Below are 16,573 nucleotides of genomic sequence, written 5' to 3'. Positions count from 1 at the left end.
TTGCTAACGATAACGCATAACACCTGACACCTTGCGGCGTTCTTGGCTTTCGTCGCAACCCTGCCCACCGGTGATCAACCCTGGCGGATATCCACCAACCGGGGTTTGGCAATCGACAGGTAATCCTGCGTATCGAGCACCATTGATGCATCCAGCCGACCGGCGTTGAAGGCGATTTCGCCGTAGCCCGTGGTCAGGGACGGGTCGACGATCAATTGAATCCGCTCATCGAAGGTAAACGGAGGGATGGCGCCGATCCTGCACCCGGTCAACTGCATGGCCGTTTGCGCGTTGACCAGCTCGGCTTTTTTCCGCCCAGGGCCGCGCCGACTTTCTTCATATCGAGCCTCTGGTCCCCTGGCAGTATCACCAGGGCGTAGGGTTCGGCCTGACCCTTTAGCGAGCAGAGCATGGCTTTGGCGCCTTGGCCGGGTTCGGTGCCCCGCAGTTCGGCGACCCGCGCCGACTGCCCCTCGGCATCGTGCATCAACACCCGATAGGTGGCGGCGTGGGCATCGAGTAGCGCCACCAGGCGATCAAACATGGGCTGCATGGGCTTTCCTCAGATTTTCAGTAGCAGGTCGTAGGACAGTTTGCTGATCAGCATCACCAGCAACACCAGAAACAGCGCCCGGACAAAGGGCACGCCTTTACGCACCGCCAGCCAGGTGCCGGTCAACGCTCCCAGGATGTTGAAGACCGCCATGGGGAGGGCGATCAGGTACAGCACGTTACCTGTCGGGATGAAGAACATCAGCGCCGCCACGTTGGTCGCGATGTTCACCAGCTTGGCCGACGCCGAGGCGTGCAGGAAGTCGAAGGCGAAGCAGCGGATAAACAGGAAGATCAGGAAGGAACCGGTGCCAGGGCCGAACAGCCCGTCGTAGAAACCGATGGCACCGCCGATGACGACCGCCAGCCACTTCTGCCGGATACCGATGTGTGTGGGGTGTGCAGGGCGCCGAAGTCCTTTTTACAGAAGGTGTAGATCGCCATCACCACGATCAATACCAACACCGTCGGGCGCATCACCGACTGGGGCACGAACGAAACCGTGGCCGCGCCGAAGAAGGCCATGACAAAGGCGGCGCAAGCGGCTGGAATCACCAGCCCCCAGTTGATCACCACCTTGCGCACGAAGGACCTGGCCGCGAATGCGGTGCCGAACGCGGCCGCGACCTTGTTGGTGCCCAGCAGCGCAGCCGGTGGTGCGGCAGGCAGCACGTTGAACAACGCGGGTATCTGGATCAGGCCGCCGCCGCCCACCGCCGCATCAATCAGGCCAGCGGCGAGGCGAACACACAAAGAATGACAATATCGACCATTAACATCAGGCTCTTGCAATGAAGGGTTGTTGGGGGTCCAGCGCCAGCACCCGGGCCGGGTCGTTGACCCCGAAAACGCGCAGCAGCCAGCGGTCGCGCCCGTCGTAGCGCGGGGTAAAACCTTCCCTGGCATGCAGGGTTTGCTGGTTCTTGAAGATCAGCATGTCCCCCGGTTGCAGCAGGACGGGGCGTACGACATCAGGGTGATTGGCGGCGGCTTCGAACAGCTGCAGGGCCAGGTTCGCGATGGCGCCGGTGGCGGTGACACTGGCTTTGTTGTAACGGCAAAACAGCTCGCCGGTTGCGCTTTTGTAGAGCAGGGGCACCTGTTCCAGCACATTGCCCGGCTTGCCGAAGGACACCGGTCGGCGAATGGCGAACTGCGGTTGAGACAAGGCTGTTTCAACCCAGGCGGGCAACATGGCCAGCACCTCGCTAATGGCAACGATGCGGGTCGGCACATCCAGCTCGCAGCGCAGACCGGTCAGGCACAGGTACTCCGGACAGGCCGACAACGCTGAGACCGGTTCGCAGGTCAAGGGCAGGTGCGGGTTGTCGACGTGCATGCACAGGTCCATGCGCGACCCGTAAGAGCTCTTTTCGGCTTCACACTGTTGCTTGGGTGACACGTGGCGGAACACCGTGTCGTCGTTTTCACCCTCGTAGGCCACCGGATGGGTGTGCAGGGTTTGCAGCACCGCCAGGATCGCGCCGGCCACGACCGGCAGTTGCTCGATACCCGGCGCCCTGTCGTAGGGGGTGGCGGGCAGGTGTGAGTCCAAGGGCAGCCCCCTGATGATCATTGCCTCCTCGGGGGCCTTGGGGAAGTTGCGCAAGCGATCGATTTTTTCACTGCAAAGGGCGCTCTCAAGCAACTGCCCCAAGGCCGGCATGTGACGGATACCCGAGAGGCTGTCGGTCACGGACAGGGAAGCCAGGCCGGCGCGAAGCGCTTGCTGCTCCTGGAACGAGATATGAACCTGCGGTATCGCCTGACGGGTTGAACTCGCTGAGTGACTGCCCTGCCAGTCACGAATCTGTTCCCCCCGGAGGTCGTTGATGTCCCGATTATTTTTTCCATCTTGGTCATGTCCATTTGCTCCTTGTTTGCCTACGTCCCTGTAAGTTGAGCGCGAAGGTTAACGGACCGGCTTTTTTGTGTTGCAATGCCACGTTGCGATAACTGCAATGAGGTGATCAATGGCTCTGGATCAGCTGTGGGCGCTCGAAGCCTTCGTGACCGTAGCGCGCAAGCGCAGCTTCGTCGCGGCGGCACGCGCGCTGGGGCGCTCCCCCAGTGCGGTGACCCGCGCCGTTCAAGGCCTGGAGGAAAGTGCCGGGGTCAAGTTGTTTAATCGCTCCTCCAGCGCCGTAAGCCTGACCGAGGCGGGTGAACGCTTGGTGCCCCATGCCTGCAAAATGCTGGATGTGCAACGTGAGGCGGATGAAGACCTGGCCGGTCTCAGCGGCATGGCGAGCGGCTGGGTGCGTTTTTCCGCCCCGGAGTTCCTCGGCCACGGCGTTTTGCCGCAATTGATCGCCCAGTACGCCGAGCGTTACCCGGACGTGAACGTCGACGTGATCTTTACCGATGAGACCCTCGACCCGGCCAAGAGCAAGCTGGACTTCTCGATACGCGGCGCGTTCGCGCAATCCAGTGACCTGATCGGTTATCCGCTCTGGCGTTACTCCCGTCATCTGTACGCCAGCCCCGGCTACCTGCAGCGGCGCGGGACGCCTGAGACCATTGACGCGCTGGAAGCCCACGCGCTGATCCTGCACACGGCGCCGCGCATCCTCAAGGAATGGAATTTTCGCAGTGGGCAGCAGGCCATCAGCCTTCGGGTCCATCCACGGTTTCGTTTCAGCTCGGGCGTGGCGGTGTTCCAGGCCGCCCTGGCGGGCATCGGCATCGCCCGCCTGGCAGACTGGCTGGCGGAGCCCGAAGTGCAAGCGGGGCGCCTGCGCCGGGTCTGCCCCGAGTACCGGCTCACCTCCAGCAACGGTGACAACCCGCAGATGCACGCGGTGTACCCGGCCGGGAACTTGCCACTGCGGGTGAAGGCGCTACTGGAGGTGATTCGAGCCTTTGGTGACAGTGTTGAGCGCAAGCATTTACCTTAAGCCGCGAACCTTTTGATTGAGCACAATCAGGCCCTGAGGGCCGGGAAACCTACCGGGTGTCATCCTGCTGACCGTGCTGGACGATGTTCGTTGGTTGGAACGCACTACCCGGCGGATTCCCTGCAACAGATTGCGATTGTCGTTCGCAGCGGAAACAATGCAACGGCCAATTCGGCAACGCGTCTCAAGGAGGGTTCATTGCAATGAAGCACGGCTGGCTTTTCTTCAACACCATATCCCTGGTGTAATCCATTTTAACGATCACTGCTTACTTCGTGCCTGACGGTGCCTCAGGAGTATTCGCATTCCTTTCCCGTGATGTTTCGATGGGGGTGCTTTTCCTGGTGGTGGCGGCGGTCTCGATCATTTTGAGCCTGGTGTTCCGACTGAATAGGAAAGACGAAAAGGCTCTCAACCAACAATTAGTTGCTGAAAATGAAAGGTTGAAACTTGAGCTGGAGCGGCAGGCTGCGGATTGTCAAACTGCTCAGCAGTTGCTCGTGAAATACCAAGGACAGGAGCATCTGGCGGAACGTCTTGACGATTACACAAGGCTCGAAAATCAGATTTTGAGTCACCTAAAAGGTGGATTGTCAAAAAGTGCCAAAGAGCTGGCTGAGTTGACCGGTCGTGATCTGAATGACGTCATGCTCGCTTTACATGCGTTGGGTGAGCGGGTAGCCGGCGGAATAGGTTTTTATCGGCTAAGTTGACCATCCTTTATCGCCCGGGCCCCCGTGGGGTGGGTTTGCCGCGAAAGCGGCAGTGAATAAACCTACCCCTTAACCGGCGCTTTATCTGTCTGTCTGCGGCCCTTGGCAGCAACCATTTTGTATTCGCCGGCGTCGGCCTCTTTCCCTGGTCGTACGATCCGGCCGTCATTGCGAACGCGGTTGTAATTTGGGGTTTTTTTGACCGTGGGGCGAGCGGTTTCGGCAGGCAACGCCTTTCCCGGGGCTGCCGACACGAAAGCACCCGGTTCCATCGCAAACCGCTCTGCCAACGCGTACGCCATCTTGTGACTGATGGGCCGATCCCCACTGAGCACCTTGGATACTGCCGTTTTATCACCAATTTCAGGCAGGTCCGAACCGGTGAGCCCGAGCGTCTCCATCAGATCCTTGATCAGCTGCACAGGGGTGCACGTCGCCTCAAAAGCGGCATTCGATTCGCGAAACTGGTCGGAGTCGCGCTGGTAGGCCAGAATTTCGTCTTCGAGCTCAATGAGGATTTTCTCCTCGACCTTGCTCAATTCGCGCCCGTCGGTGAGCTCATCGAGCAGGTCGGTCGCACGCTCATAGTCAGCGGGGGTCTTGATGCCGTGCACAAATTCACCGCGCAGGCGCTCCAGCGTTGCGTGCAGCTCGCCAAGCGTTTCGATCACGGTTTGAAAGTCGTTCCGGGCTGCGCTCATCGTTTTACCCCTTTGTTTCTTGCATACCAGACGTTGGCAACGTCGTAATCGGCATGCGTGTAGATGTGTTTGACGTAGAACTTCTGCCGGGTGTAGTTGACTGCGCCTAGCACCCTGAGATTATTGCCGCCTACGTCGATCACTACCCAATTCATTGCGGCTCTGGGCTTGAACAAGTCGATACCGTGCGTACCGAAAAGCTTTTGCAGGTCCGCGAATTCTTTCGGGCGTGCCACCTTCAGAATACGCAGGCAACGATAAAGCCCGGCCTTGTCGTTCGGGTACAAAATCGCTGCGTCATCAAAACGTGATGGCTTGAGAATATCCATAAGCTTCCCTGTCTTTAAAACGAGGTTACTCTAGTTGTGTTTTTTCACAACTACTGTTTGTCGGCAGCAGTGAGGCAGGGGACGCGCCTTGTGAGGTGCCCCCATGGGCCGCACGCAGACCCCTGTGGGAGCGGGCTTGCTCGGGTGGAAACCTCGGACTTCCTTTAGGTTTAAATCGGAGAAATCGTTTACAGGTGCAAAATGCGGGCAGGAGGTGCCTGACCATGGCCTGGAATAGAGAGTCCCGTATGGGGCAACGAATCAAACTCATAGGCGACGTTCCTGCGGCGGCACACGTTCGAGGCGCGTACTGCGGCGGAAGCGGCGCGCCTCTTTGGCGAATTCCGATTGGTCCCGCAATTAGATCGTCGCCTCGCGCCTAGGTGCGCAGGATATGGGTCTGAGATATCCAACACATGATCTCACCTGAAAATAATGGCCCTTCGCCCTATTAGGAGTCAAAACCCTTTGTTACTTTGTCGGATGTAGGAATTCTCCTACAGAACGTTCGATGAAGGGCAGCACTCGTGGCGATCAAATCGGTTTCGAAGGAACGAATAGCCAAAGCCATGCTGGAGTTTGATCGTGATTTCCGTAGCAGGCAGGAGTGGCTGGGCTGGGAAAATAACCTAGCTCACCGTTACGCCTTGCAGGCAGGTGATGCACGGTATCCAGCCAAGAAAGTTGTCTCTTTGGCGACTGGTGTTGCCGTTAATGAATTTTCAGGTGGGCGCCCGACCAACAGTTACCTCGAGAGGCGAGGCTACACCGTCGTTGCGTTGCAGCGTGGGGAAGGCGAGCCTGTACTGCGGTTCACGCCGGGAGCTGTTTACGACCGAAAAACAGAGATCAACGGACCGTTCGGCGGAAGCCTGCAAAGCGGCATTGCAGCGTCCGCTACCTATCCCGTGATTTTTTGTTCACAGGCGATAGTGGGGAGCAGTACGGATATTCTGACCGTCCCGAAGAGGGAGCGTACTTTTACACCGGTGAAGGACAACGCGGGCCGATGACTTTGACACGTGGCAATAGAGCTATTGCCGCGCATGCCGAGGATGGGCGAGCGTTGCATTTGTTTAAAACTCTTGGCAAAGGTAATGGAAACGCTTACGTGGGCGAGTTTGCTTGTGCCGACATGGTTGAGCGAATTCAACCTGATGTAACCGGCCAGCCTCGGACAGCAATTGTTTTCCGATTAGTCCCTGTGGGTACTCCCAGTGAAGTCATTGAGGCTGAAGAAGATGCGGAGGATAACGCTGACCTACCCGATACTCTGGCTGCCGCACGGTTGGCTGCGCTGGCTGCGTGCAAACTTGGCAGTGATGGTTTAGGCCAATCGGCTCCGCGTAAGATCTATCAACGCAGCCGCAAGGTTGTGCACTATGTGCTGATGCGTGCCGACGGTGTGTGCGAGAGTTGTAAGAAGCAGGCCCCGTTTTTGAAAAAATGGCACGCCCTACCTAGAACCGCATCACGTAAACCGACTCTCAGATGGTGGGTTGGATCACCCGCGCTTTGTGGGTGCCGTATGCCCAAGTTGCCATCGAGAAATTCATTCTGGAATGCAAGGAGCGTCGATGAACGAAAAGCTTAAGCGGAGGTTAGAAAAAATTGAATCTTGACCTAGCAGAGATCCGAAACTTGGGGCCGTTGCCGGCCCAATCTTCTCCTTTCCGCTTTTCAGCTCAGATTCGTATGCCGTCTCGGACAATGACGTACTTAGACATTATGGGGATTTTTGCTAACAATTGAGCTGGTTCCCACGATCATTTTTACAGGTATTTCAAGCTAGGTGACCGAACGTTTCGACGATTGAAACGACTCTAAAGTCCTTCGCCACCAAGGCTTCACCACCTGCGCTCGCTGCGGCGCTCGCTTGAGTAACAGATCAGGCATATCCCGTATTCGAACCCAGTCCTCGTTCTGCCAATGCAGCAGGCTCAGCGACATCTGCGGCCATTCCAACAAACTCAACATCGGTCTATCTGAGTTACTCAATTGCACTTCGTCGCGTAACGCCGGTACCACGTGATGAGTTAACCATTCACGCAATAACCGATTCTCCGGCGCGTAGTGATAAACCAACAACGCATACGCGCCGGACTCACTGATCATCAGCCGTTCCTCCGGCTGGCCGTAGTATTCGATCAGCAACCTTTGCCTCTGATCTTCATCCAGTTTGCTCACGATCCGATCACTCAAATGGAAGCCCATTAAACGACCCAAATCGCGAGCGCAGAACCACGGCTGGTTTTCCAGGAGGAGGGTGTGGAGTGAGAGGCTGCGGCGAGAGAAGACAGTTACAGAATAGGGATCAGTCATTATCTGAGTCCCCATTGCGAGATGGGAAGAAGGTGTATTCCGGCATATCCATGCCCTCTACGTGAATTCAGGCGGGCCAGACCCAACGTAGAGTGGAAGGAAATCCCAACGAGCGAAGCCACTGCACATCTGCACCACAATCACCAAAGTGAATTGCGTGTCTGACGTATTGGCTGCGCTTCTATGTTGGGCGTTTCTTAGGCACCTGAGCAAAGCATATGGATGTTTTCAGTAGGTATCAATGCGGAAGAGTCTGAGAGATTTGTAGGAGGTTTCCGTTGTTGCGTAAGATTCCGCACAAATAAAAAAGCCCCAATCAAGTCGGGGCTTTTTTCGTTCGATTTAACGATTAAATAACCATCGTTCAATCGGGACTAGCCAAGGAATCAATCCCAGCTCAACGCCCCACCAGTCTGATACTCGATCACTCGGGTCTCAAAGAAATTCTTCTCTTTCTTCAAGTCCATAATCTCGCTCATCCAAGGGAACGGGTTAGTCGTCCCTGGATACTCTTCTTTCAAACCAATCTGCGACAAACGACGGTTAGCGATGAACTTCAGGTAGTCCTCCATCATCGCCGCGTTCATGCCCAGTACGCCGCGAGGCATGGTGTCACGAGCGTATTCAATCTCCAGCTGCGTACCCTGCAGAATCATCTGGGTCGCTTCTTCCTTCATTTCAGCATCCCACAAATGTGGGTTTTCGATTTTGATCTGGTTGATCACGTCGATGCCGAAGTTCAGGTGCATGGATTCGTCGCGCAGGATGTACTGGAACTGCTCGGCGACGCCGGTCATTTTGTTGCGGCGGCCCATGGAGAGGATTTGGGTGAAGCCGCAGTAGAAGAAGATGCCTTCCAGAACGCAGTAGTAGGCGATCAGGTTGCGCAGCAACTCTTTGTCGGTGTCCGGGGTGCCGGTTTCGAACTTCGGATCGGAGATCGAACGGGTGTATTTCAGGCCCCAGGCTGCTTTTTTAGCGACCGATGGGATCTCGTGGTACATGTTGAAGATTTCGCCTTCATCCATGGCCAGCGATTCGATGCAGTACTGGTAGGCGTGGGTGTGGATCGCCTCTTCGAACGCCTGGCGCAGGATGTACTGGCGGCATTCCGGGTTGGTGATCAGGCGGTACACGGCCAGTACCAGGTTGTTGGCAACCAGGGAGTCGGCGGTGGAGAAGAAGCCGAGGTTGCGCATGACGATGCGGCGCTCGTCGTCGGTCAGGCCTTCCGGGTCTTTCCAGAGGGCGATGTCGGCGGTCATGTTGACTTCTTGCGGCATCCAGTGGTTTGCGCAACCGTCCAGATACTTCTGCCAGGCCCAGTCGTACTTGAATGGCACGAGTTGGTTGAGGTCGGCGCGGCAGTTGATCATGCGCTTTTCGTCAACGGCTACACGGGCGGAGGCGCCTTCGAGTTCGGCGAGGCCTTCGGCGACGTCGAGGGAGTTCAGTGCAGCCTTGGCGCGGGCGACAGCGGCCGAGTCGTCGGCGGTCACGGCGCGGGCTTCCAGCGCAGCGGCGCCGCCGGCGTTGTCGAGGCGGTCCATGTTGGCTTCAGTAGCGTGGCCGGCGTTGGCGCCTTTCACTGTTGCTACTTCACTGTCTTCTTTGTCGAATTCGTCCCAGCTCAGCATGACGTGTCGTCTCCTGCGTGAGGGCCTGTCGCCCGTGTGAAACCTGATGGTTGGTTTTTCACACGGTCGTACAGACCGCGTTGGATCTAAAGGAATCGTTCTTTGCAGCAGCTAAACGCAGGCATCAAACAGAATTTTGTACGGGTTTCCGAGAGCCTCTGACGGGCGCAGTTCGCGTTGAACGCGTCTGCGGGGCTTCAGAATGGCTTTTGATCCCTGTAAGGGAATATTGCTGACCCGATTAGGGCGGCATTATAGGGAAATTTTTGCGGCCGTGGTGGGGCGAATCCGCACATGCGGCGGTGAAGAAGAGGGGATTTTCGGTCGGAGCGAGGGTTTACAGGGCTTTGGCTGGATATCGCGGGTGAAGATTTTTTTGATTAATTTTTCCGGGCCGTTTGTTTTGTACAAAAAACAGCCAAAAAAGCGCTTTTTTACTACATGTTGTGTTTTGAGCGGGTTTTCGATGGCCCCAGACACAACTAAGCCCGACCGAAGTCGGGCTGTAAAGTCACGCGATATGATCAGCTGAAGCGCGCTGCGCCGACGTGATCGGAACCGTCTGCGGCGACTTTGGCGGCGCCGGTGTGATCAAAACCATCGGAAGCCAGTTTGCCAGCGCCTACGTGATCGGCACCATCAGCGGCGAAGGACGCAGAGCCGGTGTGGTCGTAGCCGTCGGAAGCGACTGCGGCTTCGGTGGTGAAAGCTGCCGAGCCGGTGCGATCGTAACCATCGGCGGCGAAGGTATTGGCTGCCAGGACGGAGAGGGTCAGGGCGAGGATCAGTTGGGTTTTCATGGTGGTTGCTCCAGGTTCGTTGGCGTTTTGTGCCTTGGGTGTGGAATGGATACTACGCCAGATAATTTGATTAAAAAGCGCAAATAAGTGCTTAAAAGTATCTGATAAGTCGATATATAAGGCTCGGCGCTGCATCTGTCTGATTGAGACGGGTCGAGCCGTTTATAAAGAATAGGGTGGGTGTTTAGCCGTTGGAGCAGCCGTTACCCATGATGCTGTAGCGCAGGATGTGTCGTTGGCCGTGGGAATCGTCGTATTCCATTTTCATTGGAACAACTTCGCAGACATTTGGAACTTCGCTCATCGATACAACGTTGGCGATGTCCAGGTGGGTGGAGTAAGTGTATTCCTCGATCACCGGTTGTTGCTGTGCGACATCAGTCGGGGCCTCGTCTGCCATGGCGGTTGCGCACAGGCTGGAGAGGGCCAGAACTAATAAAGCTTTCATCTCAGTTTTACCTTTTAGAGGTCGAGTGGGGTCACGCAACCTTTATGGGGTTGCGTGTGGAACTTGATTGCCGGGGTTTTGATTAACTGCCTTCGTGGGGGCTGCAACTTGGTTAATCAGGGGTTGCCTTGTTGGCGAGAGGGATTTTAGGCGTGGGGGTGGATTCATATAGGTGGGGTTTTGATAAACACTTTTGACAGATTTCGTAACAATCACGCAATGGTCTGGTGTATGCGATCCCTGTAGGAGCTGCCGGAGGCTGCGATCTTTGGTCCTGGCGACCTTTGAAGATCAAAAGATCGCAGCCTTCGGCAGCTCCTACGGCGGGGCGTAGATAGGCGGGGTTGAGGGGCTCAGGGGATTGTCAGGGCAATTTGTAGGGGCTTGTTACTACCATCGTCGAATGGTTCTATAGGGCCGCCCCGGGCTACAACAGGGCCATACAAAAACAACTATTCCACCGAGGTAAGAAAGATGAGTGCGGCTTCCCTGTATCCCGTTCGTCCCGAGGTAGCGGCCAACACGCTGACCGACGAGGCAACCTACAAAGCCATGTACCAACAGTCGGTCGTCAACCCTGACGGCTTCTGGCGCGAGCAAGCTCAGCGTCTCGACTGGATCAAGCCTTTCACCACGGTGAAACAGACTTCGTTCGACGATCACCATGTCGATATCAAATGGTTTGCCGACGGTACTCTGAACGTTTCCTACAACTGCCTCGACCGGCATCTGGCCGAGCGCGGCGATCAAGTCGCAATCATCTGGGAAGGTGACGATCCTTCCGAAAGCCGCAACATCACTTACCGCGAACTGCACGAGCAAGTGTGCAAACTGGCCAACGCCCTGCGTGGTCAGGACGTGCACCGTGGCGACGTGGTGACCATTTATATGCCGATGATTCCCGAAGCCGTGGTCGCCATGCTGGCCTGCACCCGGATCGGCGCGATTCACTCGGTGGTGTTCGGCGGTTTCTCGCCGGAAGCCCTGGCCGGTCGCATCATCGACTGCAAATCGAAAGTGGTGATCACTGCTGACGAAGGCATCCGCGCCGGCAAGAAGATTTCCCTCAAGGCCAACGTCGACGACGCACTGACCAACCCGGAAACCAGCAGCATCCAGAAAGTCATCGTCTGCAAGCGCACTGGCGGCGACATCAAGTGGAACCAGCATCGCGACATCTGGTACGAAGACCTGATGAAAGTGGCGGGCACCGTCTGCGCGCCGAAAGAGATGGGCGCGGAAGAAGCGTTGTTCATCCTTTATACCTCCGGCTCGACCGGTAAGCCGAAGGGCGTGCAGCACACCACTGGCGGTTATCTGCTGTATGCGGCGATGACCCACGAGCGCGTGTTCGACTACCGTCCGGGCGAAGTCTACTGGTGCACCGCCGACGTCGGCTGGGTCACCGGCCACAGTTATATCGTCTACGGCCCGCTGGCCAATGGCGCGACCACGCTGCTGTTCGAAGGCGTGCCGAACTATCCGGACATCACCCGGGTGGCGAAGATCGTCGACAAGCACAAGGTCAACATCCTCTACACCGCGCCGACCGCGATCCGCGCGATGATGGCAGCGGGTAACGCAGCAGTCGAAGGCGCCGATGGCAGCAGCTTGCGTCTGCTCGGTTCGGTGGGTGAGCCGATCAACCCGGAAGCGTGGGATTGGTACTACAAGAATGTCGGCAAGTCGCGTTGCCCGATCGTTGATACCTGGTGGCAGACCGAGACTGGCGGCAACATGATGAGCCCGCTGCCGGGTGCTCACGCGCTGAAGCCGGGTTCGGCGGCGCGTCCGTTCTTCGGTGTGGTGCCGGCGCTGGTCGACAACCTCGGTAACATCATCGAGGGCGAGGCTGAGGGCAATCTGGTGATTCTCGATTCGTGGCCGGGTCAGGCGCGTACCTTGTATGGCGATCACGATCGTTTCGTGGATACCTACTTCAAGACCTTCCGTGGCATGTACTTCACCGGTGACGGTGCGCGTCGTGATGCTGATGGTTATTACTGGATCACCGGGCGTGTCGATGACGTGCTCAACGTGTCCGGCCACCGTATGGGCACGGCGGAGATCGAGAGCGCGATGGTTGCTCACCCGAAAGTCGCTGAGGCGGCGGTGGTTGGCGTGCCCCATGACATCAAGGGGCAGGGCATTTATGTCTACGTCACCCTGAAGAATGGCGAAGAGCCGACCGAGCAGTTGCGTCTGGAGTTGAAGAACTGGGTGCGAAAAGAGATCGGGCCGATTGCTTCGCCGGATGTGATCCAGTGGGCGCCGGGGCTGCCGAAGACCCGTTCGGGCAAGATCATGCGGCGGATTCTGCGCAAGATTGCTACGGCGGAATACGATGGCCTGGGGGATATCTCGACGCTGGCGGATCCGGGTGTGGTGCAGCATTTGATTGATACGCACAAGACCATGAATGTTGCTTAATCGCCTTCTCTGAGTCAGTAAAACCCCATCCGGTGTTGTGCCGGATGGGTTTTTTGTCTGGGGTTTTTGTGGGGGCTGTTCGGGCCTCATCGCTAGCAGGCTAGCTCCCACAAGGATCTCCAGTGGATTCAAAATCTGAGTCCAGCGCATGTCCCCCTGTGGGAGCTAGCTCTGCTAGCGATGGCGATCAGTCAGACGCTAAACGAACATCAGTCAATAATTATCGGCATCCCCTGTCATCCTTTTCCCACTGTTACCCGCTATCGTTCAAGTAACTTAATGTGTAACCGCCCGCTCCGATACGGGGCATAGGGAAACGCAAAGCCCCATCATTGGGCGTCTCCAGCCTGTCTAAAAAATAAGACACAACGCTGCGCTTGCCGGATTAGAAGGGTTTGCGAATAATAGGCCCGCAATTTGCAGCATAGATCGGTTCACTGTCTTTCGCTCTTGCATGAAATTGCAAGGCTGTCAATGCGCCAAAGTCGCTTTCTCTGTGCATCTGTAATTAGTTGTCGCATTGAAGAAATATCGGCTTCGGGCCTGTCGTTAGAATGCCGATCACTCGCTCATCGTCGCTGACGTTGAAACCTCTACCGGGTTCAACGGGAAATGTCCCACCGATGCAGCAACCGATTTCCCGATTCACCCATTCGCATATTGGGCTGTCGCTCACTCTGCCGTTTTTGCCCTTTACCGATGGAGTCCCAAGATGAAGAAACTTGTGCTGCTTGGCGCCCTGGCACTGTCCGTGCTGTCGCTGAATGCCTTCGCTGACGAAAAACCTCTGAAGATCGGTATCGAAGCGGCTTACCCTCCGTTCGCCTCGAAAGCACCGGACGGCAGCATCGTTGGTTTCGACTACGACATCGGCAACGCTCTGTGCGAGCAGATGCAGGTCAAGTGTGTGTGGGTCGAGCAAGAGTTCGACGGTCTGATCCCGGCACTGAAAGTGCGCAAGATCGACGCGATCCTGTCGTCCATGTCGATCACTGAAGACCGCAAGAAGTCTGTCGACTTCACCAACAAGTACTACAACACCCCGGCGCGTCTGGTCATGAAGGCCGGCACTCAGGTCAGCGAAAACCTGGCTGAGCTGAAGGGCAAAAACATCGGCGTACAACGTGGTTCGATCCACGAGCGTTTCGCCCGCGAAGTTCTGGCTCCACTGGGCGCCGAAATCAAGCCATACGGCTCGCAGAATGAAATCTACCTCGACGTCGCCGCCGGTCGCCTCGACGGTACCGTGGCAGACGCCACCCTGTTGCAAGATGGCTTCCTGAACACCGATTCCGGCAAAGGCTTCGCCTTCGTGGGTCCACAGTTCACCGACGTCAAATACTTCGGCGACGGCGTAGGTATCGCTGTGCGTAAGGGCGACGCCCTGAAAGACAAGATCAACGCAGCCATCGCGGCCATCCGCGAAAACGGCAAATACAAAGCAATCCAGGACAAATACTTCGCCTTCGATATCTACGGCAAGTAAGACGTCTCTGCGACAAGTCCGAAATGGCGCAAGCAACAGGATCTCTGCGGTTTGCGCCATTTTTTCATCCCAACTTTCGAGGACCTGAATCATGTTGAAAGGCTACGGGGCTGTCATCCTCGATGGCGCATGGCTGACGCTTCAGCTCGCCTTGTCGTCCATGGCTCTGGCCATCGTTCTCGGGCTGATCGGTGTTGCACTGCGCCTGTCGCCGGTGCGTTGGCTGGCGTGGCTGGGCGATCTGTATTCCACGGTGATCCGCGGGATTCCCGATCTGGTTCTGATCCTGCTGATCTTCTACGGCGGCCAGGACTTGCTCAACCGCGTTGCACCGCTGCTCGGCTTCAATGATTACATCGACCTGAATCCGCTGGCCGCCGGTATCGGCACCCTCGGTTTCATCTTCGGGGCGTACCTGTCGGAAACCTTCCGTGGCGCGTTCATGGCGATCCCTAAAGGTCAGGCTGAAGCGGGCATGGCGTACGGCATGAGCAGCTTTCAGGTGTTCTTCCGGGTGATGGTGCCGCAGATGATTCGCCTGGCGATTCCGGGCTTCACCAACAATTGGCTGGTACTGACCAAGGCCACCGCGCTGATTTCCGTGGTCGGTCTGCAAGACATGATGTTCAAGGCCAAGCAGGCGGCAGATGCCACCCGCGAGCCTTTTACCTTCTTCCTCGCAGTGGCGGCGATGTACCTGGTGATCACCAGCGTTTCGTTGCTGATCCTGCGTCAACTTGAGAAGCGCTACTCGGTAGGCGTAAGGGCGGCTGATCTATGATCTTCGACTACAACGTCATTTGGGAGGCGATGCCGCTGTACCTCGGCGGCCTGCTGACCACCCTCAAACTGCTCGCGCTGTCGCTGTTTTTCGGTCTGCTGGGGGCGCTGCCGCTGGGGCTGATGCGCGTCTCGAAGAACCCGGTCGTCAACGGTGCGGCGTGGCTTTACACCTACGTGATTCGCGGCACGCCGATGCTGGTGCAATTGTTCCTGATCTACTACGGTCTGGCCCAGTTCGAAGCGGTACGCGAAAGCTTCCTCTGGCCGTGGCTGTCCAGCGCAACGTTCTGTGCGTGCCTGGCCTTTGCGGTCAACACCAGCGCCTACACCGCTGAGATTATCGCCGGCAGCCTCAAGGCAACGCCCAATGGTGAGATCGAAGCGGCCAAGGCCATGGGCATGTCGCGCTTCAAACTGTACAAGCGCATCCTGCTGCCATCGGCGCTGCGCCGGGCGCTGCCGCAGTACAGCAACGAAGTGATCATGATGCTGCAGACCACCAGTCTGGCGTCCATCGTGACCTTGATCGACATCACCGGCGCGGCCCGTACCGTCAACGCGCAGTTCTATCTGCCGTTCGAGGCGTACATCACCGCTGGCGTGTTCTACCTGTGCCTGACGTTCATCCTGGTGCGCCTGTTCAAGCTGGCCGAGCGTCGCTGGTTGAGCTACCTCGCGCCGCGGAAGCACTGATATGGAACGCATCGACCACGTATTGCCGTGGAGCCACCTGGGCTGCGAACGCCAGATTTCGGTGTGCCGCTTCGGTAGCGGTGAGCGCAAGGCCTACATCCAGGCCAGCCTGCACGCCGACGAACTGCCGGGTATGCGCACGGCTTGGGAACTGAAAAAGCGTCTGACTGAACTCGAAGCCCAAGGCTTGCTCAACGGCGTGATTGAACTGGTGCCGGTGGCTAACCCACTGGGGCTTGGGCAGTTGCTTCAGGGCAGTCATCAAGGGCGCTTCGAGGCCGGCAGCGGCAAGAATTTCAACCGCGATTTCGTCGAGTTGAGTGCGCCGGTGGCCGCTGCTGTGCAAGGCCGCCTGGGCGATGATGCCCACGCCAACATTCAGCTGATTCGCCAGGCCATGAGCGATGCGCTCGACGCATTGCCGCCGGCTTCGAGCCAGTTGCAAGGCATGCAGCGCGTGCTGCTCAGCCATGCCTGCACCGCCGATGTGGTGCTGGACCTGCATTGCGATGCCGAAGCGGCGTTGCACATGTACGCGCTGCCGCAACACTGGCCGCAGTGGCGTTCGCTCGCCGCGCACCTGGATGTGAAGGTGGGTTTGCTGGCGGAGGATTCCGGCGGCAGTTCCTTCGACGAGGCCTGCTCGCTCCCGTGGTTGCGCCTGTCGCGGCTGTTTCCCGAGGCGCAGATTCCATTGGCGTGCCTGGCGACGACCATCGAGCTCGGTGGTCAGGCTGATACCGGCCGCGGGAAGCGCAAGCGGGCGTCGAAATGGCATCCCC

The 16,573-nt window shown here is 57.5% G+C and carries 15 protein-coding genes and 2 pseudogenes; 8 read left to right on the top strand and 9 right to left on the bottom strand.

Annotated features, from left to right (window positions below):
* Window positions 1–74: 74 nt before the first annotated feature.
* The 3 genes and pseudogenes from JFT80_RS20275 to JFT80_RS20265 form a co-directional block, all read right to left on the bottom strand.
* Window positions 75–412, bottom strand: a pseudogene (locus tag JFT80_RS20275) (YbaK/EbsC family protein).
* Window positions 413–562: 150 nt separating this feature from the next.
* Window positions 563–1,325: pseudogene (locus JFT80_RS20270) on the bottom strand (sulfite exporter TauE/SafE family protein).
* Window positions 1,326–1,330: 5 nt separating this feature from the next.
* Window positions 1,331–2,248, bottom strand: a complete 918-nt coding sequence (locus JFT80_RS20265; RefSeq protein WP_307833118.1) for a TauD/TfdA family dioxygenase — start codon at window positions 2,246–2,248, stop codon at window positions 1,331–1,333.
* 277 nt (window positions 2,249–2,525) lie between these two features.
* On the opposite strand from JFT80_RS20265, the gene JFT80_RS20260 reads away from it, so the two are divergent.
* The gene (locus JFT80_RS20260) at window positions 2,526–3,449 is read left to right on the top strand and encodes a LysR family transcriptional regulator (protein WP_201149077.1); all 924 of its coding nucleotides are present in this window, start codon (window positions 2,526–2,528) and stop codon (window positions 3,447–3,449) included.
* 275 nt (window positions 3,450–3,724) lie between these two features.
* Window positions 3,725–4,162: a hypothetical protein gene (locus JFT80_RS20255; RefSeq protein WP_201149076.1), complete on the top strand. Its 438-nt coding sequence runs from the start codon at window positions 3,725–3,727 to the stop codon at window positions 4,160–4,162.
* A gap of 62 nt (window positions 4,163–4,224) precedes the next feature.
* On the opposite strand, the gene JFT80_RS20250 is transcribed toward JFT80_RS20255, so the two are convergent.
* Both JFT80_RS20250 and JFT80_RS20245 read right to left on the bottom strand, forming a co-directional pair.
* Window positions 4,225–4,863 (bottom strand): type II toxin-antitoxin system HigA family antitoxin, encoded by a 639-nt coding sequence (locus JFT80_RS20250; protein ID WP_201149075.1) that lies wholly within the window; start codon window positions 4,861–4,863, stop codon window positions 4,225–4,227.
* Entirely contained in the window at window positions 4,860–5,192 is a 333-nt protein-coding gene (locus tag JFT80_RS20245; RefSeq protein ID WP_201149074.1) for a type II toxin-antitoxin system HigB family toxin, read from the bottom strand. Before JFT80_RS20245 ends, JFT80_RS20250 begins: the two co-directional genes overlap by 4 nt.
* A gap of 527 nt (window positions 5,193–5,719) precedes the next feature.
* Between JFT80_RS20245 and JFT80_RS20240 the strand changes: the two genes are divergently transcribed.
* Window positions 5,720–6,205: a hypothetical protein gene (locus JFT80_RS20240; RefSeq protein ID WP_201149073.1), complete on the top strand. Its 486-nt coding sequence runs from the start codon at window positions 5,720–5,722 to the stop codon at window positions 6,203–6,205.
* 775 nt (window positions 6,206–6,980) lie between these two features.
* On the opposite strand, the gene JFT80_RS20230 is transcribed toward JFT80_RS20240, so the two are convergent.
* The 4 genes from JFT80_RS20230 to JFT80_RS20210 form a co-directional block, all read right to left on the bottom strand.
* Window positions 6,981–7,514, bottom strand: coding sequence for a Bro-N domain-containing protein (locus tag JFT80_RS20230; RefSeq protein WP_201149072.1), 534 nt, complete (start codon window positions 7,512–7,514; stop codon window positions 6,981–6,983).
* A gap of 386 nt (window positions 7,515–7,900) precedes the next feature.
* A complete protein-coding gene (locus JFT80_RS20225; protein WP_122662771.1) occupies window positions 7,901–9,151 on the bottom strand; it encodes a ribonucleotide-diphosphate reductase subunit beta in 1,251 nt (416 codons plus the stop codon).
* Window positions 9,152–9,675: 524 nt separating this feature from the next.
* On the bottom strand, window positions 9,676–9,951 hold the full coding sequence (locus JFT80_RS20215; protein ID WP_122840223.1) for a hypothetical protein: 276 nt from the start codon (window positions 9,949–9,951) through the stop codon (window positions 9,676–9,678).
* 184 nt (window positions 9,952–10,135) lie between these two features.
* Window positions 10,136–10,399, bottom strand: a complete 264-nt coding sequence (locus JFT80_RS20210; protein ID WP_201149070.1) for a DUF2790 domain-containing protein — start codon at window positions 10,397–10,399, stop codon at window positions 10,136–10,138.
* A gap of 474 nt (window positions 10,400–10,873) precedes the next feature.
* On the opposite strand from JFT80_RS20210, the gene acs reads away from it, so the two are divergent.
* The 5 genes from acs to JFT80_RS20185 form a co-directional block, all read left to right on the top strand.
* Window positions 10,874–12,829, top strand: a complete 1,956-nt coding sequence (gene acs / locus JFT80_RS20205) for an acetate--CoA ligase (RefSeq protein ID WP_201149069.1) — start codon at window positions 10,874–10,876, stop codon at window positions 12,827–12,829.
* A 712-nt stretch (window positions 12,830–13,541) separates the two neighbouring features.
* Window positions 13,542–14,315 (top strand): ABC transporter substrate-binding protein, encoded by a 774-nt coding sequence (locus JFT80_RS20200; RefSeq protein ID WP_201149068.1) that lies wholly within the window; start codon window positions 13,542–13,544, stop codon window positions 14,313–14,315.
* 91 nt (window positions 14,316–14,406) lie between these two features.
* Complete coding sequence (locus JFT80_RS20195) at window positions 14,407–15,096, top strand: ABC transporter permease (protein WP_201149067.1); 690 nt, start codon at window positions 14,407–14,409, stop codon at window positions 15,094–15,096.
* Window positions 15,093–15,791, top strand: a complete 699-nt coding sequence (locus JFT80_RS20190; RefSeq protein WP_201149066.1) for an ABC transporter permease — start codon at window positions 15,093–15,095, stop codon at window positions 15,789–15,791. Before JFT80_RS20195 ends, JFT80_RS20190 begins: the two co-directional genes overlap by 4 nt.
* A gap of 1 nt (window position 15,792) precedes the next feature.
* On the top strand, window positions 15,793–16,573 hold a 781-nt coding region (locus JFT80_RS20185; RefSeq protein ID WP_201149065.1), incomplete at its 3' end, for a succinylglutamate desuccinylase/aspartoacylase family protein.

The sequence above is a fragment of the Pseudomonas sp. TH10 genome, from assembly GCF_016651255.1.
Taxonomy (GTDB): Bacteria; Pseudomonadota; Gammaproteobacteria; order Pseudomonadales; family Pseudomonadaceae; genus Aquipseudomonas.
Note: the sequence above shows the minus strand (reverse complement) of the source record. Positions and strands in the feature narration are given on the sequence as shown.